Raw genomic sequence first — 21,382 nt, forward strand, 5'->3', positions numbered from 1 at the left:
TGCTCCGTTAGCGGTTGCTGGACATGAATTGTTTGCAGCGCGCCGAAAGCGGGTTTTCGAACACCTGCTGAGGCGATCCTTGCTCTTCCACCAGCCCCTGGTGGAGGAACACCACTTCGCTGGAGACCTGACGGGCAAAGCCCATTTCGTGGGTCACCAACAACATGGTGCGGCCTTCTTCGGCCAGTGCGCGGATGACACTAAGTACTTCCTGAACCATTTCCGGGTCAAGGGCGGAGGTGGGCTCGTCGAACAGAATCACCTTCGGCTGCATCGCCAGCGTGCGGGCAATCGCCGCGCGTTGTTGTTGACCGCCGGACAGTTGCGCCGGGTAGGCGTGGCGCTTGTCGGCGATACCGACCTTGGCCAGCAGCGCTTCGGCGACTTCGATCGCCTCGGCCTTGCTCTGGCCGAGCACGCGGCGCGGGGCCTCGATGATGTTGTCGAGCACACTCATGTGCGGCCACAGATTAAAGTTTTGAAATACAAAACCTATCTCGGAACGCAGGCGATTGATCTGTTTGCCATCAGCGGCAACCAGTTCGCCATTCTTGGCGGGCTTGAGCTTGAGTTCTTCCCCGGCCACCAGAATCTGACCCTGGTGCGGGTTTTCCAACAGGTTGATGCAACGCAGGAACGTGGACTTGCCGGAACCGGAGGAACCGAGGATCGAGATCACATCGCCGTCGCGGGCGGTCAGCGAGATACCTTTGAGCACCTCAAGCTGTCCGTAGCGTTTGTGCAAGTTGCGGATTTCAAGCGCGGGCGTGGCCTCAGCCATGTGCGTTCCTCATATATGTTGCGCTCCTGCTGTTGGCGGGCCTTCCTGGCGAGGCGGCCAAGCTAGCATAGCGTTTCAATGGCAGCCAACAGCGCTACGAGCGGTAAGCGGATGGCGTGTGGCAGGTTGTCGCATCGGCACAGCAGACTGTCGCCACATCAACAACCGAACGGGTGTTTGAACGTGCAAACCCGTGGGTGTTGCGTAAAAAAAGGCGCGATGTTGCCAGCTTTGGCGGGGTGTTGGAAGCGCTATCCGGCTGAACGTACACGATTCGCCCTCTAATTGTGCATCCCACACTTTTTCAGTGTGTTTCTGGTGCGCTGAATCGTCTGAAAAGTGAGTCGCAGGGTAACGCTCTGGCGAATTGCCATTCATTCCAATGACTTGCGATGACTGTCCGGTCTCGCTGAAAACCGCGGCCCAGAAGAGTTTGAAACATTTTGGCGCATTTATTGCGTGCAGAATCTGGAACGCCCTGTTGGTTTCTTTTTACGAGAAGGAAAACCAGACAGGACGGACGCAATCGCTTTCCTCGCAAAGGTAGTTCCGATGAGCAGTACCCCAAGCTCCAATGGCCTCGAACAGGGGCTCAAACCGCGTCATGTGACCATGTTGTCGATCGCCGGTGTTATCGGCGCCGGTCTGTTCGTTGGCTCCGGCCACGCGATCGCTGCCGCCGGCCCCGCCGTGCTGCTGGCCTACGCCGCCGCCGGTACCCTGGTGGTGCTGGTGATGCGCATGCTCGGTGAGATGGCTGTCGCCTCGCCCGACACCGGCTCGTTCTCGACATACGCCGACCGCGCCATCGGGCACTGGGCCGGTTTCACCATCGGCTGGTTGTACTGGTGGTTCTGGGTATTGGTGATTCCACTGGAAGCCAACGCCGCCGCGACCATTCTCCATGCCTGGTTCCCGGGGATCGAGATCTGGGCGTTTGCACTGATCATCACCATGCTGCTGACGGTCACCAACCTGTTCAGCGTGAAAAACTACGGTGAATTCGAATTCTGGTTTGCCTTGATCAAAGTCCTGGCGATCATAGGCTTCATCGCGCTGGGTCTTGCGGCCGTTTTCGGCTTCCTGCCGAACAGCCAGGTCAGCGGTGTTTCGCACCTGTTTGATTCCGGCGGCTTCCTGCCAAACGGCATGGGCGCGGTGCTGGGTGCAATCCTGACCACCATGTTCTCGTTCATGGGTACCGAAATCGTGACCATCGCGGCTGCGGAATCGAAGAACCCGGGCAAGCAGATTTCCAAGGCCACCAACTCGGTGATCTGGCGGATCGGCCTGTTCTACCTCGTATCGATCTTCATCGTTGTGGCCCTGGTACCGTGGAACGATCCTACGTTGGCCAACCTCGGTTCCTACCAGACCGTGCTTGAGCGCATGGGCATTCCGAACGCGAAAATGATCGTCGACATCGTGGTGCTGGTCGCGGTCACCAGTTGCCTGAACTCGGCGCTGTACACCTCGTCGCGCATGCTGTTCTCCCTCGGCAAGCGCGGTGATGCACCGGCGATGTCGACTCGGGTCAACAAAAGCGGTACGCCTTACTGGGCCGTCATGCTTTCGACCGGCGCGGCGTTCCTCTGCACCTTCGCCAACTATGTGGCCCCGGCTGCCGTGTTCGAATTCCTGCTGGCCAGCTCCGGCGCCATCGCGCTGCTGGTGTACCTGGTAATCGCGTTCTCGCAACTGCGCATGCGTAAACAACGCATGGCCCGCGGCGAGAAAATCGTCTTCAGCATGTGGCTGTTCCCGGGCCTGACCTACGCGGTGATCATCTTCATCGTCGCCGCCCTGACCATCATGCTGTTCCAGGAAGCCCATCGCGTGGAAATCCTCGCAACCGGCCTGCTGAGCCTCATGGTCGTTGCCGCAGGCCTGCTGGTGGCGCGCCGCCGCAAGCTGGAAAACCGTGGTGCGGTGGTGTTGAACTGATCCGCAACGCGTAATGCAAAACGGCCGCTGTCAGTGATGACGAGCGGCCGTTTTTGTTTGTGAGCGTAATTTATTCGCTCTTGTCTTCCTGCGCTTCAACCGACTTGCCATAAGTATCCAGCGCAACCCCGAAATCGGTGATGAACTGTGGCTCGGTCAGCCAGGCCTGGGCGGTTTCGATGTCCATGCCGTCGGCCCACATACGGTAGTCGATCAGCATGTCGGCGGCCAGGTGAGTGGCGGCCATGCCTTCGTTCTCGGCGTTTTCCATGTCCAGCAGCTCTGGATGGTCAACGATGATGAACGCCAGTTCGCGCAGCAGGGTCAGCAGCATTTCGTTGCGGCTGACGGCTTCGGCTTCGCGCATTTTGCTGAACATCGCCAGGGTGTATTCCGGGATCGGCTCGTCCAGATACCCGAGGCTGTCGTTCTGGTCCAGCGGCTTACGGCCGACCATGCGGATGTGTTTGGCTTTGGCCTTGGCGCGTTTGGCGCGTTTCTGTTGCTTGTTCAGAGATGCCATGGGAACTCAGTTCTTCTGTTGGGTTTGTGCGGCGATCGCGTCGGACGCCGCCACATAGTCGGCCTGGAAGGCCGGGGATTCGATCCACGCCAGGGCGCCGGCTTCGTCGGTTTCCTGGGACCACTGGCGATACTCGATCAGCGCGGCGAGGATGAAATCCATCGCGCCTTCTTCGCCTTCCTGCTCGTAGACCAGTTCCAGCAGCGGGTCTTCGAGGAACGCGGTGCACATGGCTTGCTGGCTGATCTTCTCGGCGTCGATCATTTTCTTGAACAGCTCGGTCAGGTCCACCGACTCGAAGTCGATACGGTCATCGTTCGGGTCCAGTTCGACCGGCGCCTCGGCGCGTTTGCTGCGGTTCTGCTTGGCCTTGGTCTTGGCCCGGGCGGCGCGTTTTTGCTGCTTGTTGGCGGAGGCCATGGTGTGTTCCGTCGTGCGTTGAAAGGGCTCAGCTGCGTGGCACTGGCCGCCCGAGTGTGTCGGGGGCCAACTCGCCGGTTTGCAGCCAGGTCAGAGCAATGGGCCATAGTGTGGCTTGGTATGCGCTGCGAAAAAAGGCGAAATGTCCGACTTGTTGTTCGCCGATGTCCTGCGGCTCGATGCGCAAGTGGGTTTTGTGCGCATGACTGAAGTAGCCGAGCAGGCGTTCGATGGCCGGGATCGTGCCGTAAGGGTCGTCGCTGATGCTGATCGCCAAGGTCTTTGCGCGGACATTGGCGAAGGGCAGGCGACCGCTTGCTTTCAGCAGTCGGCGGCCGCTCGGACGCTGCTCGTAGCGCGCGGCAGGCGTGCTCCAGTCGCGTACGACGCCTGCTGGCGTGTCCTCGAGCCAGCCGAGGCGTTTGCCCGGGAAATAGCCACAGAGCCGCGTCAGCAGCGGCATCAGCAAATGCCATTTACCAAACATGCGCCAGCGCTGTGCCGGCGCATAGTCGCGCCAGTAAGCGAACTGCGCGCCGACTGTCACCAGTCGACGAATGACCTGCCCGGACTCGCCGAGCCCAGCCGCGCAACCGCCGAAACTGTGGCCGACCACATCGATTGGCTGGCCGGGGAATTCCCGTTGAGCGCGCTTGAGCATCGCTTCGAAATCCAGCGCGCCCCAATCGGTCCATGTAGCCTCAAGGTCTTTCAGGGTTGCCGGACGCGATTCGCCGATGCCGCGGTAGTCGTAGGTGATCACGTCGAAGCCGTTGGCGAACAGGTAATCGGCGAAGCATGAATAGTGTCGGCAGCGTACCGAGGTGGCGGCATTGATGATGACTACCGGGCGTTGCGCATCGGGCAGGGCGTGACGCCAGGTGAAGCCGCCGACCATAAAGCCATCTGCGGCAGCTTCTTTGAAAGGTTCGTTCACGGTTGCGGTGTCGGGCGTAAACGCGGGACTGCGTGAATTCATATGGACTTGGCCTTGGCGAAGACGGATCGAGAATGAGCTTCAACGCCCGGCTGCGCAATCACTTGAAACGCAGTGCATTCCGGATTGAAGGTTGGCGACTCTGTGAATTCGAGCCGCAGTGCGTCTCGAATTAGTCCCTTTCGCACCCTGGCCAAGTTCCAATCATTCTAAAACACGTGCTTCCCTGGCCGGATCAAATAAGGAGTAACGGTTGGGCTCTACAAGAGCCCGGGAGTTGTCATCATGAAACGCGTTCTTTCATTCCTGCTGCCCATCGCGGCGGTGGCGGCATTGGCCTTTCCGGCGATGTTGCAGGCAGCCAACCTGGACCCGGTCGACAGTGCCGGCGTGCAAGTCCAGCAACAACAGCAAAACGGCATCAACTACCTGTCCGGCGGGATTGGCCTGGACGAGTCAAAAGCCATTCAGCAAACCCCCGGCTACAACCTGCACATGACGTTCGCGGTGGGCGCGCAAGACCAGTACACCGCTGATGTCGATGTGGTGATTCAAAAGTCGCCGGGGCAAACCGTGCTGACTCTCACCCAAACGGGGCCGCTGGTGTACGTGCAACTGCCACCCGGTAAGTACACCGTGGTCGCCACGCGCAATGGCGAAACACGGCGTGACGTGACAGACGTTGGCAGCGGCACTGCACGCAATCTGGTGTTCCATTGGAATGACGCTGGATAACCTCGGGTGCATTGAGGAATCGAGGCGCGGGTATCCCGCGCCTTCCTTTATCCCCGCGTACGCTTGGCCTGCTGCTTGTCACTGGGCTCGCGCGCCATTCGGTGAATCCATAGTCCGATCCAGCCGACGGCTATCAGGAATACGGTGCCGATGCATTGCGACACGATCTCGAACCAGAACATTCGGGGTTGCTGCGCGAGGGTGTAGGTATGGCGCGGGCCGGTTCGGTTCCAGGTAGTGATGGATCCGCTGATCAAGCTGTGGATGATCAGATAAATCGACGCGCCGATGAGGAAGGCGATCAATACGCCGACCAGCACCGTCAGCCAGAATGTAATCCGGCTCTGGCGATAGGGTGGCGGATGGGGCAGGGGGATGCGGGTTCTTTTCTGGTTCATCGAGCGGATGACCCTCTTCCTTAAGGTGCGGCCAAAGTAGCGCGGATCGCCTTTGTTCGAAACCCGTCGCGCATTTGCGCAGCCCAGAAAAAAGACTGGATTGAGCCGCCATCAAATCGCAGGCATAAAAAAACCCTGAATCTTGCGATTCAGGGTTTTCGGTATTTGGTGCCCAGAGACGGAATCGAACCGCCGACACGGGGATTTTCAATCCCCTGCTCTACCGACTGAGCTATCTGGGCAACGGGGCGCATTAAAAGGGTTTTTCGGATTTACGTCAACGACTTTTTTAAAATTTCTTAAATTAATTCCGTCGCTTACGATCCGCCCCCCGATTTTGCGGGTTTACTCCGCAGGCGGAACGTAGCCTTCCGCCTTGGCGTATTCCTCGCCGGAGAAGTACTTGTCCATTTCGCCCTGCAGATATTTGCGGTCTTCGGCGTTCATCATGTTCAAACGCTTTTCGTTGATCAGCAGGGTCTGGTGTTTCTGCCAGTCAGCCCAAGCCTTGGCCGAGACGTGGTCAAAAATATCCTGACCTTTGGCGCCCGGGAAAGGAGCGCGTTCCAGCGCGGGCAGTTCTTCTTTGTACTTGCGGCACATGATGGTGCGGGTCATGACGACTCTCCTGCGTTCAATACGGCGGCCGCGCGCTCGAGCAAGGTTTTGACCGGGGCGGCAAGGCCCAGGCGCGGCGGGGTGGCGAGGTTATACCAGAGCCAGTCGGCCTCGGCCACGTGCTGACCGGCCTCCTGCACCTGAACCAGCCAGGGTTCGATGGACAGCTGGAAATGGCTGAAGGTGTGGATGAGGCTTGGCAGCGCCTGCTGCTCGCCCATGGTCAGCGAGTGCTGGTCGGCCAGATGTTGCAGGTCGTCGAGATCGTCGAGTTCCGGCAGGCTCCATAAGCCGCCCCAAAGCCCCGTGGACGGGCGGCGATAAAGCAGAATTGCGCCTTCGCCGTTGGCCAGCAGCGGCATCAGCGTGCGTTTCTGCGGGATGGCCTTGCGCGGTTTGGGGATCGGGTAGCGCGTCTCCAGCCCGAGCATGTGCGCCTCGCAGCCCTTTTCCAGCGGGCACAGCAGACAGCTCGGTTTGCTGCGCGTACACAGCGTGGCGCCGAGATCCATCATCGCCTGGGTGTAGGCATTGACCCGATCGTGCGGCGTGAAACGCTCTGCGTTGGCCCACAGCTGTTTGGCGACCTTCGGTTCACCCGGGTAACCCTCTTGCGCAGTGAAACGCGCGAGAACGCGTTTGACGTTGCCATCGAGGATCGGCGCGCGCAGGCCCATGCTGATGCTGGCGATGGCGCCGGCGGTGGACAGGCCGATCCCCGGCAGATCCGTCAGCTTTTCGACGTCTCGCGGAAATTCACCGCCGTACTGGCTGACGACGATCTTCGCGGTCTTCTGCAAATTGCGCGCGCGGGTGTAGTAACCGAGCCCGGTCCACAGGTGCAGCACTTCGTCCTCCGGCGCTTCGGCCAGCGCTTGCACCGTTGGCAGCGCGGCCATGAAGCGGTCGAAGTAATTGAGCACGGTGCTGACCTGGGTCTGCTGCAACATGATCTCCGACACCCACACCCGATACGGGTTGATGTCTTGCTGCCAAGGCAAATCGTGGCGGCCGTGGCGGTCGAACCATTCCAGCACCGCCGTGGAAAACTGCTCCGCTGTCATCGCTTGAACAGCCCCTTCAATGCGTTTTTCAATTCCGGGCTGACCTTGTCGCCGAGTTTTTCATCGATCTTCTCGCTGAGTTTGTCACCGGCCATTTTGGTCGCGACCTGGCCGAGGCGTTCGTTGTCCACACGGCAGGCCTTGGCGCCCAGTTCCAATGGGCCGCGGCAGCGCAGCGGCCACTCGATGCCGACGAATTTCTCGCCGACCTGACAGGCCGGATCCGGCATCGCGCTGGTGTCGCCTTCGACGATGATGCCGACGCGGTAATCCATGCCCAGCACCCGCAGGTCGATGTCGCCATCGCCGTTGACGGTCATGCCGGGGATGCGCACTTTCAGGTCCGGGTTGCTGGCGATGCCGTTGCGGAAGGTCAGGTTGCCCTTGAGTTCCTGGAACGGCGTGTCCTTGCCCCGTGGCTCGCCGCTGAGGGTTTTGCGGTTGAGGGTGGCGATGCCTTTGCACAGTTGCTGTTCAAGGTTGGCGTTGAGCAGCACACCGTTGTTGATCACGAAACTGGCGTTGCCGTTGAGGGTTTCGATCAGCGCCTGCTGGCTGTTGCCGCTGCCGGTGAGGCTGCTGGTCAGTGTGACCAGGCCTTTGACCGGCGGATTCTTGCCCTGGCTTTCGAGGATTTTCTCGGCCGGCACGCGGTTGATCCTGGTTTGCAGGTTCAGCACCGGCGCACTTGGGCGTACGTCGAGGGTGCCCTTGGCTTCGAAGTCGCCGTTGTACAGGCCGCCACGCAGATTTTCCAACGTCAGCAGGCCGCCCTGGCCGGTGGCTTTGAGCGCGGCGTTCTGGATTGGCAGTTTGTCGAGGGTCAGTTGGCCGAAGCTCAGATCGGCATCAACGTCGAGTTTGGCCAGACGCTCGACCGGCAGCAGACGCTCGGTGCTCCAGGCGCTTTTGCTTGGTTTGTCCGGCAACGGTGTGCTGCCAGCGCCGGCCATGGCATCGGCTTCGGTGCTGGCGACTTCGGCCTGACGCACTTGCGTGGCGTTTTTGGCTTTTTCCGATTTCGGCGGCAGGTAGCGGTCGACGTCGAACGTGTCAGCCTTGAGGATCGCCCGCAGCGACTGCTTGGCGAAATCTTCCACGGCAATGCGCCCGCTGAAGCTGCTGTCGTCTAGTTTCAGGTTGATGTTGTCGAAGGCCACGCTGGTTGGCGTGGCGGCCACGCGGCTGACCAGTTCGACCTTGCTCAGGCTGCCGGGCGCCATGGCTGGCAGCGTTTGGCCGATGCTGTCGACAAATTTTGCCAGATCGAACTGGGCGATCGAGATTCCGCCAGTGATCTGCGGGGTCTTGTCGAGGTCGTTGGCTTTCAGCTCACCGAGGGCACGCAACTGGTTGGCGGAGATCTTGATCCCGGTCCATTCGGCGACGTTCGCCGCCTTGTCCAGGGAAATCTGGCCTTGGGCGGAGAAGGTCATGGCCTTGCCCTGCAGCGGATCGCCAGTCAGTTCGCCGGACAGTTTCATGTCTTCGAACTTGTAACGTTGCAGGGCGCGTTCGATGCGCAGTTCGCCGTTGAGCTCGGTGCGCACCCGCAGCACAGGCTGATTGGTGCTGAGAAACGCCGTGGCTTTCAGCGGAATGTTGGTTGAGTCGTGTACTGCACCGGTGCTCAGCTGGATGCTTTCGGCGCTGTACTGCTTGCCGGTCTGCTCGTCGGTGTATTCAACACGGGCGTTGTTGACGGTCAGGCTGTCGATGTCGAGGCGGATGGGCTGCGGCGGTTTTTCCGGCTGGGCGGCCTCTGCAACAGGCGGGCTGGCAGGCGTCGGGCTGCCGGCAGGCGTGGCGGGAGGTGGCAGCTTGCCGATGTCTTCCCAGTTGCCGTGGCCGTTCTTGTCGCGTTTGAGGCGCAGGTTCAGGCCTTCGACGCGCACATCGCTCATCTGCACTTCGCGGCGCAACAGTGGCAGCACGCGCACGGACAGGCCGAGCATCTGCAGGTCGGCATACGGTTCGGTCGGGTTGATCAGGGTGGCGATGCTGGCCTCATGCAGTTCCAGGCCGAGCCACGGGAACAGGCTCCAGCCGATATCGCCATTGAGCGTCAGCTCGATGTGGGCCTTGTCGCGGGCTATCTGGCGGATCTCGTCTTTGTAGTCGTTGGGATCAAACAGGTGGGTCAGGGCGAAGCCCGCCGCCACAATGATCAGCAACAGCCCGAGAAGTACCAGACCCAGGATTTTGCCGAACGCTTTCATGGGCGAGTCCTTGTAGTTAGTCGAATTCGTAATTTAGCCGGGGAGTATAGCGCTGCATCCGCCCGGTTCGGGGCGCTGTCATGTCGCGATCACGTCCAGCGGCAATTGCAATCTGGCGGCCAGCGCCTGGATTTCAAGGTGTCCGGCCGGTGCCAGCAGGCGCAGTTGGGCACCCGCTTGCGACGCCATTTTCTGTGCTTGGTTCACCAGTCTCTCGGCTACCCCACGGCGCCGGGTGACTTTTCGTACACACAAATGTGACAAGTACCAAATCCTGTCGTGCCTTGTCAGGCGTGCTGCACCGAGCAGGCGATCGTTGAAACGTCCTGCAATCAAAGAGCCGTCAGCCAGGCTGTTTTCGATCAGTTGAGCGTCCCCGGAATACGGTGCGAACAGCCATTGCGGAGCGTCACGATAGATTTTTTGCAGGTCCTGTTGATCCTGGTAACTGGCATCGTTCAGCGCTTGGACAGCGATCGGCATGGCTTTTTCCTGTGGGGACGAGATCAGATGACATGAAAAAGGTGATATCAGTTTGGTTTTTCTGTCACGTGCAAATGGTAACCTTCGCCGGTTCGTCCGTCCTTCTGCGACTTAACGTCGCGCCTTCAAGGAGCTTCACCCGAAAAAACGGTCATGCCTGCGTGCATAAAGGCCGAGGGTGAGCAGTGGCTGGCGAACCATACTAATAATTGGGGGATACACAATGAGCACGAGCATCACGGCGGACGGCCTTCGCGCCGACCAGCCTGCGTTCCTGTCCAAGGAACGCATCATCGCCAAGCCCGGTTTCAACCGCTGGCTGGTTCCACCGGCCGCTCTGGCCATCCACCTGTGCATCGGCATGGCCTACGGTTTCTCGGTGTTCTGGCTGCCGCTGTCCAAGGCATTGGGCGTCACGGCTCCGGTGGCTTGCGCACCGGACATGAGCTTCATCGCTCAGGTCTTCTCTTCGCAATGCGACTGGCCGATCTCCATGCTCGGCTGGATCTACACCCTGTTCTTCATCTTCCTCGGCTGCTCGGCAGCGATCTGGGGTGGCTGGCTGGAACACGCCGGGCCACGCAAGGCCGGTGTGGTATCGGCACTGTGCTGGTGCGGCGGTCTGCTGATCTCGGCACTGGGGATTTATACCCACCAGATCTGGCTGATGTGGATCGGCTCTGGCGTGATCGGTGGTATCGGTCTGGGCCTGGGCTACATTTCGCCGGTCTCGACCCTGATCAAGTGGTTCCCGGACAAGCGCGGCATGGCGACCGGCATGGCGATCATGGGCTTCGGTGGCGGCGCGATGGTCGGTGCACCGTTGGCCACTGCGCTGATGAGCCACTTCGCTTCGCCTGCCGGTGTCGGCGTGTGGCAGAGCTTCGTGGCCATGGCGGCGATCTACTTCGTGTTCATGATCGGGGGCGCCCTGGCTTACCGTGTGCCGCCAACCGGCTGGAAGCCTGAAGGCTGGACTGCTCCGGCGAAAAAAGCCTCGAACGCGATGATCACCCACCGTCACGTGCACGTGAATGTGGCGTGGAAAACCCCGCAGTTCCGTCTGGTGTGGCTGGTGCTGTGCCTGAACGTGTCGGCCGGTATCGGCATTCTCGGCATGGCTTCGCCACTGCTGCAGGAAGTGTTCGGCGGCAAGCTGCTGGGCGTCGACGTGCCGTTCGGTCAACTGGACGCCGGGCAACTGGCTTCGATCGCTGCGATCGCTGCCGGCTTCACCGGTCTGCTGAGCCTGTTCAACATCGGTGGCCGCTTCTTCTGGGCTTCGTTCTCGGACTACCTGGGTCGCAAAAACACTTACTTCGTGTTCTTCGCCCTCGGTTTTGCCCTGTACGCGCTGATCCCGAACATGGGCCATCTGGGCAACGTTGCGCTGTTCGTGGCGGCGTTCTGCATCATCCTGTCGATGTACGGCGGTGGTTTTGCGACCGTTCCAGCGTATCTGGCCGACCTGTTCGGCACGCAAATGGTCGGTGCGATCCACGGTCGTCTGCTGACTGCCTGGGCCGCCGCCGGCGTGCTCGGCCCGGTGCTGGTGAACTACCTGCGTGAGTATCAGCTGAGCATCGGCGTTGAACGCGCGGCCGCTTACGACATCACCCTGTACATTCTCGCCGGCCTGCTGGTGCTGGGTTTCCTGTGCAACCTGATGGTGCGTCCGGTGGCCGACAAGTACTTCATGACCGACGCTGAACTGGCCGCCGAACAGGCGCTGGGCCACGACAAAGGTGCTGATGCGAGCACCGTGCTGGAGTGGAAAGCCGCACCGGGCAGCAAGCCGCTGGCCATTGCTGCATGGCTGGCGGTGGGCATTCCGTTGGCCTGGGGCGTGTGGGTGACCCTGCAGAAAACGGCGGTACTGTTTCACTAAGCAAAACGTAGTACCCCTGTAGGAGTGAGCCCTGCTCGCGATAGCGGTCTGACAGTCACGGAAATGTTGGCTGTCACGCCCTCATCGCGAGCAGGCTCACTCCTACATTTGTTTTCGGGGTGTCTGTAATGGCTTGTATGGACATGTCTACCCGCGACAGCCGGGCGTTCTATCCGTCAGGCATATCACGTCGCGTGTTTCTGTTTCGGCCCCGCGTGCCTATAATGGCTGCCTTTTTCGCCCAATGATTTTGCGGAGCTGGTGATGGCCGAACGTAAGGCGTCTGTCGAGCGCGACACTCTGGAAACCCAGATCAAAGCCTCGATCAACCTTGATGGCACCGGAAAGGCCCGATTCGATATCGGCGTTCCATTTCTTGAGCACATGCTGGATCAGATCGCCCGTCACGGGTTGATCGACCTGGATATTGAATGCAAGGGCGATCTGCATATCGACGACCACCATACCGTGGAAGACGTCGGTATCACCCTCGGCCAGGCGTTCGCCAAAGCCATTGGCGACAAGAAAGGCATCCGTCGCTACGGTCATGCTTACGTGCCGCTCGATGAAGCGCTGTCGCGTGTGGTGATCGACTTCTCCGGCCGTCCAGGCCTACAGATGCACGTGCCGTACACCCGCGCCACCGTGGGCGGCTTCGACGTCGACCTGTTCCAGGAATTCTTCCAGGGCTTCGTCAATCACGCGCTGGTCAGCCTGCACATCGACAACCTGCGTGGCACCAACACCCACCACCAGATCGAAACCGTGTTCAAGGCTTTCGGCCGCGCGCTGCGCATGGCCGTCGAGCTGGATGAGCGCATGGCCGGGCAAATGCCATCGACCAAAGGCGTTCTGTAATGCAGACGGTTGCAGTTATCGACTACGGCATGGGCAACCTGCACTCGGTGGCCAAGGCCCTCGAGCACGTCGGCGCCGGCAAGGTGCTGATCACCAGCGATGCCGACGTGATCCGCGAAGCCGACCGCGTGGTGTTCCCCGGCGTTGGTGCGATTCGCGATTGCATGGCGGAGATCCGTCGTCTCGGTTTCGACGCGCTGGTGCGTGAAGTCAGTCAGGATCGTCCGTTCCTCGGCATCTGTGTCGGCATGCAAGCCTTGCTCGACAGCAGCGAAGAGAACGACGGCGTCGACTGCATCGGCCTGTTCCCGGGCGCCGTGAAGTTCTTCGGCAAAGACCTGCATGAAGACGGCGAGCACCTGAAAGTCCCGCACATGGGCTGGAACGAAGTGCAGCAGAAGGTCAGTCACCCGCTGTGGCACGACATTCCGGACATGGCGCGCTTCTACTTCGTGCACAGCTACTACATCGCTGCCGCCAATGCGCGGCAGGTAGTCGGTAGCGGTCATTACGGAGTCGATTTCGCTGCCGCGCTGGCCGAAGGCTCGCGTTTCGCCGTGCAATTCCACCCGGAGAAGAGCCATACCCATGGCCTGCAATTGCTGCAGAACTTCGCCGCGTGGGACGGTCGCTGGTAAATGGCTGCCAAGAAGTCCAAACCGCCGATCCTGACCCTCACTCCCGAACAGGAGAACGAGGCCAACCGCAGGATCCAGCGGTTCATGGAGGATCGGTTCGAACTTGACCTAGGTTCGTTCGAAGCGGCGGAAATTCTTGAGCTGTTTACCCGTGAAATTGCTCCGCACTATTACAACAGGGCGATTTTCGATGTGCAGACCCACCTCAAAGAGCGGTTTGAAAGCATCGAAAGCGACCTGTGGGCGCTCGAGAAAAACTGATTTCCGAGCCAAGCTGAACATTCAAATTTGAAGGTTTGCCAGATGCTGATTATTCCCGCTATCGATCTTAAAGACGGTGCCTGCGTACGTCTGCGCCAGGGCCGCATGGAAGATTCCACAGTGTTCTCCGATGACCCGGTGAGCATGGCTGCCAAGTGGGTGGAGGGCGGTTGCCGTCGTCTGCATCTGGTCGATCTGAACGGCGCATTCGAAGGTCAGCCGGTCAACGGTGAAGTGGTTACCGCGATCGCCAAGCGCTACCCGAACCTGCCGATCCAGATCGGCGGCGGCATTCGCTCGCTGGAAACCATCGAGCACTACGTCAAGGCGGGCGTGAGCTACGTGATCATCGGCACCAAAGCGGTGAAGGATCCGGCGTTCGTCGCTGAAGCCTGCCGCGCGTTCCCGGGCAAGATCATTGTTGGCCTGGATGCCAAAGACGGGTTCGTCGCCACCGACGGCTGGGCTGAAATCAGCACCGTGCAGGTCATCGACCTGGCCAAGCAGTTTGAAGCCGACGGCGTCTCGTCGATTGTTTATACCGACATCGCCAAAGACGGCATGATGCAGGGCTGCAACGTACCGTTCACCGCTGCACTGGCGGCAGCGACGAAGATCCCGGTGATCGCGTCCGGCGGTATCCACAATCTGGGTGACATCAAGTCGCTGCTCGACGCCAAGGCGCCGGGCATCATCGGTGCAATCACTGGCCGGGCGATCTACGAAGGCACCCTCGACGTCGCCGAAGCGCAAGCTTTCTGCGATGCGTACCAAGGCTGAGGACTGACCATGGCGCTGGCCAAACGCATCATCCCTTGCCTGGACGTGGACAACGGCCGGGTCGTCAAAGGTGTGAAGTTCGAGAACATCCGCGATGCCGGCGACCCGGTGGAAATCGCCCGTCGTTATGACGAGCAGGGTGCCGACGAGATTACCTTTCTCGACATCACCGCCAGCGTCGATGGCCGCGACACCACGCTGCACACCGTCGAGCGCATGGCCAGCCAGGTGTTCATTCCACTGACCGTCGGCGGTGGCGTGCGCACCGTGCAGGACATCCGCAACCTGCTCAACGCCGGTGCGGACAAGGTCTCGATCAACACCGCAGCGGTGTTCAATCCGGAATTCGTCGGCGAAGCGGCGCAGCATTTCGGCTCGCAGTGCATCGTCGTCGCCATCGACGCGAAGAAGGTCTCCGGCCCGGGCGAAACCCCGCGCTGGGAAATCTTCACCCACGGCGGGCGCAAGCCGACCGGTCTCGACGCCGTCGAGTGGGCGAAGAAGATGGAAGGCCTGGGTGCCGGCGAGATCCTGCTGACCAGCATGGATCAGGACGGCATGAAAAATGGTTTCGACCTCGGCGTGACTCGCGCGATCAGCGATGCGCTGGGCATTCCGGTGATCGCTTCCGGCGGCGTCGGCAACCTGCAGCATCTGGCCGACGGCATCCTTGAAGGCCACGCCAGCGCGGTACTGGCGGCGAGTATTTTCCACTTCGGCGAATACACTGTGCAGGAAGCGAAAGCGTACATGGCCAAACGCGGCATCGTGATGCGCTAAACCGTACAGGCCAGTGGACAGCATGGCGTACCCAAGGCACTCTTGGGCACGCCATGGATTCCGGTAGCCCGACATGATCAAACGCCTGCTTCTTGTTCTCGCCAGTGCCTCTGTGTTGCTGCTCAACACGGCGCGGGCCGAAAACAGTCCCGACACCGATCTGGTGCTCCTCACCGAAAACTTTCCGCCCTACAACATGGCGAAAGACGGCAAGAACTTCGCCAAGGGCGAGAACATCAACGGCATTGCCGCCGACATCGTGCGCGAAATGTTCAAGCGCGCCGGGCTCACCTACAGCCTGACGCTGCGCTTCCCATGGGAGCGCGTCTACAAGCTGGCGCTGGAAAACCCCGGTTACGGCGCCTTCGTGATGGCCCGCCTGCCGGATCGCGAAAAACTCTTCAAATGGGTCGGCCCGATCGGTCCGGACGACTGGATCATGTTGGCCAGGGCCGACAGCAAGATCACCCTCGACACCCTCAACGATGCACGCAAATACAAGATCGGCGCCTACAAGGGCGACGCGATTGCCGAGACGCTGACCAAGCAGGGCTTGAAACCCACGGTCGTGCTGCGCGATCAGGACAACGCAAAAAAACTGGTCAACGGTCAGATCGACCTGTGGGCCACGGGTGATCCTGCCGGGCGTTATCTGGCGCGGCAGGACGGGGTCACTGGACTCAAGACCGTGTTGCGCTTCAACAGCGCCGAGTTATATCTGGCGCTGAACAAGGATGTGTCGGACGCAACGGTCGCCAGGCTGCAGGCGGCGCTGGATCAGATGCGCAAGGACGGGGTTGTCGACGAGATCATGGGGCGCTATCTGTAGCCGTCGGCAACGACTTGTCTGTTGCCTGGTGGGTGCATTCTTGCGGCGGATACTGCAGCAGACTCAGGTTATCGTTCTGGGTGTAAGCCAGATTGATCCCCGCTTGCGAGCCGTCAGCACGACGCAGCTCGTAGAAACTCTCCAGCTGATAAACCGCGACGAATTTGCCTTTGCCGGCCATGGCGATCACATAGGTAGCAAATGGAGTCTGCCAACCACTGGTTGACGTCTCGCTGTGAGTGAACTGGCTGTCCAGTCTTGCCGAAAATGGGAGTGACGGATGAGCGTCTGCCTTCGTTGCCCACGGGCTCACAAAACTGATCGCGGTAAGTTGAGTGAACAGACGCAGCGTCTTCGGATTCTGCAGCCGCTGCGCAGTCCACTTGAAAGCCCGTGCCTCCTCGCCTGTGTTGTGTCCGCTCCCAACCAAATAGTACTGGTCGGTTCTTTCCAGGCGATAAAAAGGCGTGGTGCGTAATTGATCAATTGGCGACAAGTCATCCTTGACCACGAACCATGGCAGCTTGATGACTTGGGAGAGCGTGGCCGCGCCTTTGGTTTCTGGGGCTTGCGCTGCGGAGAGCGTTGGTAGCTGTGGCGGTGACTGGATCAGCGGCGCGATCTGCATGCTTAGTGAATAGGCACCGACATTGCCCTCTGGCCGGTTGAAACTGCTGGCCGCAACAAATGTTCCCGGTGCGAAATGAATCTCTCCCGGCGGTGCATTGGGTGGTATGACACTCCATGCACTGAAGCTCTGCTTGGCGCCGCTACCCCTGTCATTCCAGATCAGTTCGCCAACGTCCGAGGCGATCACCAGATCGGCGCGTACACAGCGAACCGCGTTGAGTGAAGGTTTTTCGTGATCATTGGAGCAGACCGCGCCCATGGCCACATAACCTTGTGGGGCGATCGGTCGCCATACGGCCCCGTCTTTCTTCGAGCCTGAGCCGGAATCTTTCCAGATCAGCTCGAAATCCTCCGGGCGCCTTAATGCCGGGCCCCTGGCCGGATCTGCACTGGGTGCATCGCCTTCGCAAACCACAGCTACCACGGTGCTGCCGTTAATGTTGTCGTGCCCGGCGACGAACACGTCGCCGAGCGGGAAATAGCCCGGCAATACATCCGGAGCCGGAGTCGGGCGCCAGAAGGCCGCGGGTTTAGCCCGTGAGCCGGTGCTGTCCCAGATGCGGTGAAATTCCGTGGTGAAATGGATCAGCAGATTGTCGTGGCGGATCGGCTCGATTTGCCTGGATGGCGCTGCGGCCTGGTCATGAATGGTCATGGTCACTCCTGATAGTTGAACGGCGACTCAAGGGAGTCGCGACCCGTTGCAGGTCTCACTATCGGTAATCGCAACCGGTCTCTGGCGGTAACTATGTATGACGTCGTGACCAGTTATTTCCAAAAAAACCGTTCCTTGCCATGGGCAGCCTTGCGCTCCTGTTTTGCCTATTGATGCAGAAGCACAAGGCCGGCGTCACTGATCAGCTCAGGGGGCGCTGTTTTCGAGCGCTTCCCATTCCAGGATGTATTCCTTCAATTCTGAGCGCTGATTGTTGGGGTCGACAGCGTAAACGCAGAGTTTGAGGGGGAAGTTGCTTTGCGGGCGTAGCCAATTGGAGGTCACATGCCTATAACCCTGTGGGTCTTCGCAACTGACTTTTTCAGCAAGGCCGCCTTTTACCTCGTATCGATCAAGACCCTCGTTCTTGCGTTCCGGCCACAGAATCAGCGCCCTGTTTATCTCTTTGTTAAACGAAGTCTCTATGGTCGGAACAGGCGTCGGGCCCGCCTCAACCAGATAAGTGGGAACAGTGACGGCATTGCGATAAGTACCTGCCGGTAATATGTCCTCAGTACTGTTTGTGGCGATGATGCAAAGGTTGTTAAGCCCGGTTTCAGGTCCCATCGGAACATTTAATCGAGTCGGCGTAGTGCCGGTGGTGATTGGCTGGCTGTAGTCTTGCGGAACTTCGCATTCGACCGGGTCCGACGTGCGTTTGGTCCGGATAAACCGGGTGCTGGCGGTTATTTCAAAGTTCCATTCTGGATAAACGTAGTTGCCCTGAGCGCTTACGCTGATCTTTGCATGCGTTGGCAGTTGGGCAGGCAGTCTGATAGAGGCTGCCGGAAATAATTCGCACACCTGCGGATCCGTATTGAGTTTGCCATCGATAAAGCAGTTGTTGAAAACCGAGGTGGGACTGCCGTAACTGCCGCTCGGCATCTGACCGTATCCAGGCAGCGGCGTCAGATGGTGAGCCAAGGTCCCAAGGACGCCATAGACCTCGTTGGTCGCTCGAACGATGACCGGACTCCCCGAGCTTCCGGAAGCAATATCTTTGCATTGGTTGCTGACGGTATGCCGCCAAACCCAAGGCTTTTCGAAAATCGCCGGGGAGGGCATGTGGGTGCAGGCGGACATTTGTAATGGAGAGCCAACGGGTTTGTGCACAATCAGAATGTCGCTATCTTCTGCCGGCGCCTGCCGGGCCAGTTTCATGGGCGTGATGCCCTGAGCCAGAAGTTCGCCCTGTGACACTCCAAGCTCCAACAGAGCCTGGTCGACACCCTGAATACTGCTCCAGGCTACTTTCCTCACAGGCGCAGTCCTGGAGGCAGCAGTCGTATCGATGAAGTTGTTGAAGGTAATGCTGGCTTCGATAGGATCATCTATTCGCATGACCCCGTTTTCCTTGCCCACGCAGTGGGCACTGGTGAGTGCATAGGCGGAATCGGATGGTCGAGAGCTGTTTGTATCGATCAGGAAGGCGGTGCAGGAACCGTACTCGCGGCTTTTGTACTCGCCGATTCCCATCCAGTGGTTATTTTCGCCATCTTTGTTAGTCAGGTGTTGCGACGGTGAGAAGTTTTCAGCGCCCTTGCCGTAATCGACAGGGCTGGAACAGGCAGGAAGTGAGAAGGCAGTCAGTAATAAAAAGCTTGGGTGGATATATTTAAAGTTCATGGCCAGTCCTTGGCTAATATATGGGTGCAAGACTGGCGCAGAATAAGACAGTTAGGTTTGAGTCGGTTCTATAAGTTATTGCTGCTTATTTTGGACGTAGAGGCTTATGAGAATTTAATCAGTTGATAGCTTAACGATAAATTCCATTTTTCCCGTGTGCAGCTGTCGCTTTGTTACTCCGCACGCTGATCATCTGCTTGATATCGATCCACTCGATGCCTTGCGCCTTGAGCTTCGGCAATTCACGTTCCAGCACCGCCAGCGTCTGCGGGTAAGGGTGGCCGATCATCACCGCCGAACCCTGCTTGCGCGCCAGGCTGATCGCCGTCTGCAGCTGGTTGAAAATGGCGGCTTCGGTGCGTTCGTCATCGAGAAACACATCGCGCGAAACACTCGCCAGATCGATCTTCTGTGCTTGCTGCGCGGCCACGGTCTGGGCGCTGGTGCGGCTGTCGACGAAGAACTTGTGCCGACGCTGCAACTCGCCCATCAGCCACGCCATCGCCACTGGCTGGGCGGTCATGCGACTCCCCATGTGGTTGTTGATGCCCGCCGTGTAGGGGACCATTTTGAACGCGGCGTCGAGGCGCTTTTGCAGTTCCTCGAGCGGCAGTTCGGGGTGCCAGGCGTACGGACCGGTGGCCGGATCCATCGGCATGTGCAGGATCACGATCTTGCCGGCGCGATGGGCTTCGCGGGCGAATTCGGTGGCGTGCGGGGTGTCGGGCATGATCGCCGTGGTCACCGGGCCGGGCAGAGCCAGCACGCGGCGATCCCGGGGCAGGTTCTGCCCCAGGTCGTCGATGATCAGCGTCAGGTAGGCTTTTTGCGCGGTGGTCCTGGCGGGTTCTGCGTGAGCAGCACCCGCCAGACAGCACAGCAGGACGAAGAGCAAACGCAACGACATCCTCAACGGCCGGACGTGATGCTCAGGCCTTTGAGCAGGCTCAGGGCCTGGGCCAACTGGTAATCGTCATCCTGCGGCATGGCCTTGGCCTTGGTGCCGGAACCGGTCGGCTTGTCCGCGCCGCCGTTGCCGTTGCCCAGGTGGCCTTGCAGGTCGGCTTCCTTGAAGTAATCGCCGTCCGCTTCGTTGGTGATCTTGGCCTTGCGCACTTCGATGTCCGGGACGATGCCCTGGGCCTGGATCGAGCGGCCGTTCGGCGTGAAGTACAGCGCGGTGGTGATCTTCAGCGCGCGGTCGTTGTTCAGCGGCAGCACGGTCTGCACCGAGCCTTTGCCGAAACTGGTGGTGCCCATGACTACCGCGCGTTTCTGATCCTGCAGGGCGCCGGCGACGATTTCCGAAGCCGAGGCGCTGCCACCGTTGATCAGCACGACCATCGGCACCGCTTCGCTTTCGTCCTTGCCGGTGGCGGAGAAGCGCAGTTCGGAGTTGGCGATCCGGCCTTTGGTATAGACGATCAGGCCTTTCTTGATGAAGTGGTCGACCACTTCCACTGCCGCCTGCAACACGCCGCCCGGGTTGTTGCGCAGGTCGAGGATGATGCCGTTGAGCTTTTTGCCGTTGTCCTTGCGCAGCTTGGCCAGGGCCTTGGAGACCTCTTCGCCGGTCTTGACCTGGAACTGGGTGATGCGGATGTAGCCGTAGCCCGATTCCAGCAGCTGCGCCTTGACGCTCTTCACCTGAATCACGGCGCGGGCCAGGGTCACGTCGAACGGCGTGCCACCGTCGCGCACCAGGGTCAGGGTGATTTTCTGACCGATCTTGCCGCGCATCTTGTCCACGGCTTCGGTCATGGTCTGGCCGCGAGTGGGCGCACCGTTGATCTTGACGATGAAGTCACCGGCCTGGATGCCAGCCTTCGACGCCGGGGTGTCGTCGATCGGCGAGACGACCTTGATGAAACCGTCTTCGGAGCCGACTTCGATGCCCAGGCCGCCGAATTCGCCGCTGGTGCTTTCCTGCAGTTCGGTGAAGTCTTCAGGGCCGAGATACGCGGAGTGCGGATCGAGGTTGCTGAGCATGCCCTTGATCGCGTTTTCCAGCAGGGTCTTGTCATCCACCGGCTCGACATACGCCGCCTTGATCCGGTCCATGACCTCGGCAAAGGTGCGCAACTCTTCCAGCGGCAACGGGGCCTTGGCGGTCGCGGCAGTGCCTGCCGGAGCGACGGCCGGGGCCGGTTGAGCGGCGAACGCCAGAGGCGCGCCGATCACCAGAGCGATCGTCAGGGCCAGCGAGGTAAGGCGGGACAAATGCAGCATGTCGAACGAACTCCTGAATTAGGCGA

Annotated in this window: 22 protein-coding genes and 1 tRNA gene; 9 read left to right on the top strand and 14 right to left on the bottom strand. The window is 59.9% G+C overall.

All coding sequences use genetic code 11. From position 1 onward, the window contains the following. Window positions 1-7: 7 nt before the first annotated feature. Window positions 8-781, bottom strand: a complete 774-nt coding sequence (locus VLA07_RS12260; protein WP_007961695.1) for an ABC transporter ATP-binding protein — start codon at window positions 779-781, stop codon at window positions 8-10. Window positions 782-1,333: 552 nt separating this feature from the next. On the opposite strand from VLA07_RS12260, the gene gabP reads away from it, so the two are divergent. Next, window positions 1,334-2,725, top strand: a complete 1,392-nt coding sequence (gene gabP, locus VLA07_RS12265) for a GABA permease (RefSeq protein ID WP_027611243.1) — start codon at window positions 1,334-1,336, stop codon at window positions 2,723-2,725. Window positions 2,726-2,795: 70 nt separating this feature from the next. Here the strand turns inward: gabP and VLA07_RS12270 are convergent, their stop codons facing one another. The 3 genes from VLA07_RS12270 to VLA07_RS12280 are packed head-to-tail and all read right to left on the bottom strand — an operon-like array spanning window position 2,796 to window position 4,647. Further along, a complete protein-coding gene (locus VLA07_RS12270) occupies window positions 2,796-3,248 on the bottom strand; it encodes a hypothetical protein (protein WP_333989341.1) in 453 nt (150 codons plus the stop codon). 6 nt (window positions 3,249-3,254) lie between these two features. Then, on the bottom strand, window positions 3,255-3,668 hold the full coding sequence (locus VLA07_RS12275; protein ID WP_123585613.1) for a hypothetical protein: 414 nt from the start codon (window positions 3,666-3,668) through the stop codon (window positions 3,255-3,257). 28 nt (window positions 3,669-3,696) lie between these two features. Beyond that, window positions 3,697-4,647, bottom strand: a complete 951-nt coding sequence (locus tag VLA07_RS12280) for an alpha/beta hydrolase family protein (RefSeq protein ID WP_333989342.1) — start codon at window positions 4,645-4,647, stop codon at window positions 3,697-3,699. A 243-nt stretch (window positions 4,648-4,890) separates the two neighbouring features. Between VLA07_RS12280 and VLA07_RS12285 the strand changes: the two genes are divergently transcribed. After that, window positions 4,891-5,340 carry a carboxypeptidase regulatory-like domain-containing protein gene (locus VLA07_RS12285; protein ID WP_333989343.1) on the top strand — a complete coding sequence of 150 codons (450 nt, stop codon included), beginning with the start codon at window positions 4,891-4,893 and terminating at the stop codon, window positions 5,338-5,340. A 47-nt stretch (window positions 5,341-5,387) separates the two neighbouring features. On the opposite strand, the gene VLA07_RS12290 is transcribed toward VLA07_RS12285, so the two are convergent. The 6 genes from VLA07_RS12290 to VLA07_RS12315 form a co-directional block, all read right to left on the bottom strand. Beyond that, window positions 5,388-5,738, bottom strand: coding sequence for a hypothetical protein (locus VLA07_RS12290; protein ID WP_333989344.1), 351 nt, complete (start codon window positions 5,736-5,738; stop codon window positions 5,388-5,390). Window positions 5,739-5,904: 166 nt separating this feature from the next. Then, a tRNA-Phe gene (locus VLA07_RS12295) sits at window positions 5,905-5,980 on the bottom strand. A 103-nt stretch (window positions 5,981-6,083) separates the two neighbouring features. Beyond that, entirely contained in the window at window positions 6,084-6,356 is a 273-nt protein-coding gene (locus VLA07_RS12300; RefSeq protein ID WP_008024947.1) for an oxidative damage protection protein, read from the bottom strand. Further along, window positions 6,353-7,420, bottom strand: a complete 1,068-nt coding sequence (gene mutY / locus VLA07_RS12305) for an A/G-specific adenine glycosylase (RefSeq protein WP_027611250.1) — start codon at window positions 7,418-7,420, stop codon at window positions 6,353-6,355. The genes VLA07_RS12300 and mutY overlap by 4 nt, the downstream gene beginning before the upstream one ends. Continuing rightward, window positions 7,417-9,639, bottom strand: a complete 2,223-nt coding sequence (locus tag VLA07_RS12310; RefSeq protein ID WP_333989345.1) for an AsmA family protein — start codon at window positions 9,637-9,639, stop codon at window positions 7,417-7,419. The genes mutY and VLA07_RS12310 overlap by 4 nt, the downstream gene beginning before the upstream one ends. 78 nt (window positions 9,640-9,717) lie before the next feature. Next, a complete protein-coding gene (locus VLA07_RS12315; RefSeq protein ID WP_096796695.1) occupies window positions 9,718-10,122 on the bottom strand; it encodes an acetyl-CoA sensor PanZ family protein in 405 nt (134 codons plus the stop codon). A 223-nt stretch (window positions 10,123-10,345) separates the two neighbouring features. Between VLA07_RS12315 and VLA07_RS12320 the strand changes: the two genes are divergently transcribed. The 7 genes from VLA07_RS12320 to VLA07_RS12350 all read left to right on the top strand — a co-directional run bounded on the left by VLA07_RS12320 (window position 10,346) and on the right by VLA07_RS12350 (window position 16,156). Further along, on the top strand, window positions 10,346-12,010 hold the full coding sequence (locus VLA07_RS12320) for an OFA family MFS transporter (protein WP_333989346.1): 1,665 nt from the start codon (window positions 10,346-10,348) through the stop codon (window positions 12,008-12,010). Between the two features lie 264 nt (window positions 12,011-12,274). Then, on the top strand, window positions 12,275-12,868 hold the full coding sequence (gene hisB / locus VLA07_RS12325) for an imidazoleglycerol-phosphate dehydratase HisB (RefSeq protein WP_007909204.1): 594 nt from the start codon (window positions 12,275-12,277) through the stop codon (window positions 12,866-12,868). Continuing rightward, window positions 12,868-13,506, top strand: a complete 639-nt coding sequence (gene hisH, locus VLA07_RS12330) for an imidazole glycerol phosphate synthase subunit HisH (RefSeq protein WP_027611254.1) — start codon at window positions 12,868-12,870, stop codon at window positions 13,504-13,506. Before hisB ends, hisH begins: the two co-directional genes overlap by 1 nt. Beyond that, on the top strand, window positions 13,507-13,767 hold the full coding sequence (locus VLA07_RS12335) for a DUF2164 domain-containing protein (RefSeq protein ID WP_333989347.1): 261 nt from the start codon (window positions 13,507-13,509) through the stop codon (window positions 13,765-13,767). 42 nt (window positions 13,768-13,809) lie between these two features. Then, on the top strand, window positions 13,810-14,547 hold the full coding sequence (gene hisA / locus VLA07_RS12340) for a 1-(5-phosphoribosyl)-5-[(5-phosphoribosylamino)methylideneamino]imidazole-4-carboxamide isomerase (RefSeq protein WP_097086957.1): 738 nt from the start codon (window positions 13,810-13,812) through the stop codon (window positions 14,545-14,547). Window positions 14,548-14,556: 9 nt separating this feature from the next. After that, the gene (gene hisF, locus VLA07_RS12345) at window positions 14,557-15,327 is read left to right on the top strand and encodes an imidazole glycerol phosphate synthase subunit HisF (RefSeq protein WP_007909211.1); all 771 of its coding nucleotides are present in this window, start codon (window positions 14,557-14,559) and stop codon (window positions 15,325-15,327) included. Window positions 15,328-15,400: 73 nt separating this feature from the next. Continuing rightward, on the top strand, window positions 15,401-16,156 hold the full coding sequence (locus tag VLA07_RS12350; protein WP_096796692.1) for a substrate-binding periplasmic protein: 756 nt from the start codon (window positions 15,401-15,403) through the stop codon (window positions 16,154-16,156). Here VLA07_RS12350 and VLA07_RS12355 read toward each other — a convergent pair. From VLA07_RS12355 to VLA07_RS12370, 4 genes are all read right to left on the bottom strand, one after another. Next, window positions 16,137-17,441, bottom strand: a complete 1,305-nt coding sequence (locus VLA07_RS12355) for a Vps62-related protein (RefSeq protein ID WP_333989348.1) — start codon at window positions 17,439-17,441, stop codon at window positions 16,137-16,139. The genes VLA07_RS12350 and VLA07_RS12355 overlap by 20 nt on opposite strands. A 207-nt stretch (window positions 17,442-17,648) precedes the next feature. Then, window positions 17,649-19,127, bottom strand: coding sequence for a trypsin-like peptidase domain-containing protein (locus VLA07_RS12360; RefSeq protein WP_333989349.1), 1,479 nt, complete (start codon window positions 19,125-19,127; stop codon window positions 17,649-17,651). A 130-nt stretch (window positions 19,128-19,257) separates the two neighbouring features. Next, window positions 19,258-20,034 (bottom strand): divergent polysaccharide deacetylase family protein, encoded by a 777-nt coding sequence (locus VLA07_RS12365; protein ID WP_333989350.1) that lies wholly within the window; start codon window positions 20,032-20,034, stop codon window positions 19,258-19,260. Between the two features lie 2 nt (window positions 20,035-20,036). Further along, window positions 20,037-21,356, bottom strand: a complete 1,320-nt coding sequence (locus tag VLA07_RS12370) for a S41 family peptidase (RefSeq protein WP_027611261.1) — start codon at window positions 21,354-21,356, stop codon at window positions 20,037-20,039. Window positions 21,357-21,382 lie beyond the last annotated feature (26 nt).

The sequence above is a fragment of the Pseudomonas sp. S3(2024) genome (assembly GCF_036861315.1).
GTDB classification, from domain to species: domain Bacteria; phylum Pseudomonadota; class Gammaproteobacteria; order Pseudomonadales; family Pseudomonadaceae; genus Aquipseudomonas; species Aquipseudomonas putida_A.

What these genes read in the sequence shown, in the direction of transcription:
- VLA07_RS12260 (WP_007961695.1), bottom strand. Translation starts at nt 781, where the DNA reads ATGGCTGAGGCCACGCCCGCGCTTGAAATCCGCAACTTGCACAAACGC.
- gabP (WP_027611243.1), top strand. Translation starts at nt 1,334, where the DNA reads ATGAGCAGTACCCCAAGCTCCAATGGCCTCGAACAGGGGCTCAAACCG.
- VLA07_RS12270 (WP_333989341.1), bottom strand. Translation starts at nt 3,248, where the DNA reads ATGGCATCTCTGAACAAGCAACAGAAACGCGCCAAACGCGCCAAGGCC.
- VLA07_RS12275 (WP_123585613.1), bottom strand. Translation starts at nt 3,668, where the DNA reads ATGGCCTCCGCCAACAAGCAGCAAAAACGCGCCGCCCGGGCCAAGACC.
- VLA07_RS12280 (WP_333989342.1), bottom strand. Translation starts at nt 4,647, where the DNA reads ATGAATTCACGCAGTCCCGCGTTTACGCCCGACACCGCAACCGTGAAC.
- VLA07_RS12285 (WP_333989343.1), top strand. Translation starts at nt 4,891, where the DNA reads ATGAAACGCGTTCTTTCATTCCTGCTGCCCATCGCGGCGGTGGCGGCA.
- VLA07_RS12290 (WP_333989344.1), bottom strand. Translation starts at nt 5,738, where the DNA reads ATGAACCAGAAAAGAACCCGCATCCCCCTGCCCCATCCGCCACCCTAT.
- VLA07_RS12300 (WP_008024947.1), bottom strand. Translation starts at nt 6,356, where the DNA reads ATGACCCGCACCATCATGTGCCGCAAGTACAAAGAAGAACTGCCCGCG.
- mutY (WP_027611250.1), bottom strand. Translation starts at nt 7,420, where the DNA reads ATGACAGCGGAGCAGTTTTCCACGGCGGTGCTGGAATGGTTCGACCGC.
- VLA07_RS12310 (WP_333989345.1), bottom strand. Translation starts at nt 9,639, where the DNA reads ATGAAAGCGTTCGGCAAAATCCTGGGTCTGGTACTTCTCGGGCTGTTG.
- VLA07_RS12315 (WP_096796695.1), bottom strand. Translation starts at nt 10,122, where the DNA reads ATGCCGATCGCTGTCCAAGCGCTGAACGATGCCAGTTACCAGGATCAA.
- VLA07_RS12320 (WP_333989346.1), top strand. Translation starts at nt 10,346, where the DNA reads ATGAGCACGAGCATCACGGCGGACGGCCTTCGCGCCGACCAGCCTGCG.
- hisB (WP_007909204.1), top strand. Translation starts at nt 12,275, where the DNA reads ATGGCCGAACGTAAGGCGTCTGTCGAGCGCGACACTCTGGAAACCCAG.
- hisH (WP_027611254.1), top strand. Translation starts at nt 12,868, where the DNA reads ATGCAGACGGTTGCAGTTATCGACTACGGCATGGGCAACCTGCACTCG.
- VLA07_RS12335 (WP_333989347.1), top strand. Translation starts at nt 13,507, where the DNA reads ATGGCTGCCAAGAAGTCCAAACCGCCGATCCTGACCCTCACTCCCGAA.
- hisA (WP_097086957.1), top strand. Translation starts at nt 13,810, where the DNA reads ATGCTGATTATTCCCGCTATCGATCTTAAAGACGGTGCCTGCGTACGT.
- hisF (WP_007909211.1), top strand. Translation starts at nt 14,557, where the DNA reads ATGGCGCTGGCCAAACGCATCATCCCTTGCCTGGACGTGGACAACGGC.
- VLA07_RS12350 (WP_096796692.1), top strand. Translation starts at nt 15,401, where the DNA reads ATGATCAAACGCCTGCTTCTTGTTCTCGCCAGTGCCTCTGTGTTGCTG.
- VLA07_RS12355 (WP_333989348.1), bottom strand. Translation starts at nt 17,441, where the DNA reads ATGACCATTCATGACCAGGCCGCAGCGCCATCCAGGCAAATCGAGCCG.
- VLA07_RS12360 (WP_333989349.1), bottom strand. Translation starts at nt 19,127, where the DNA reads ATGAACTTTAAATATATCCACCCAAGCTTTTTATTACTGACTGCCTTC.
- VLA07_RS12365 (WP_333989350.1), bottom strand. Translation starts at nt 20,034, where the DNA reads ATGTCGTTGCGTTTGCTCTTCGTCCTGCTGTGCTGTCTGGCGGGTGCT.
- VLA07_RS12370 (WP_027611261.1), bottom strand. Translation starts at nt 21,356, where the DNA reads ATGCTGCATTTGTCCCGCCTTACCTCGCTGGCCCTGACGATCGCTCTG.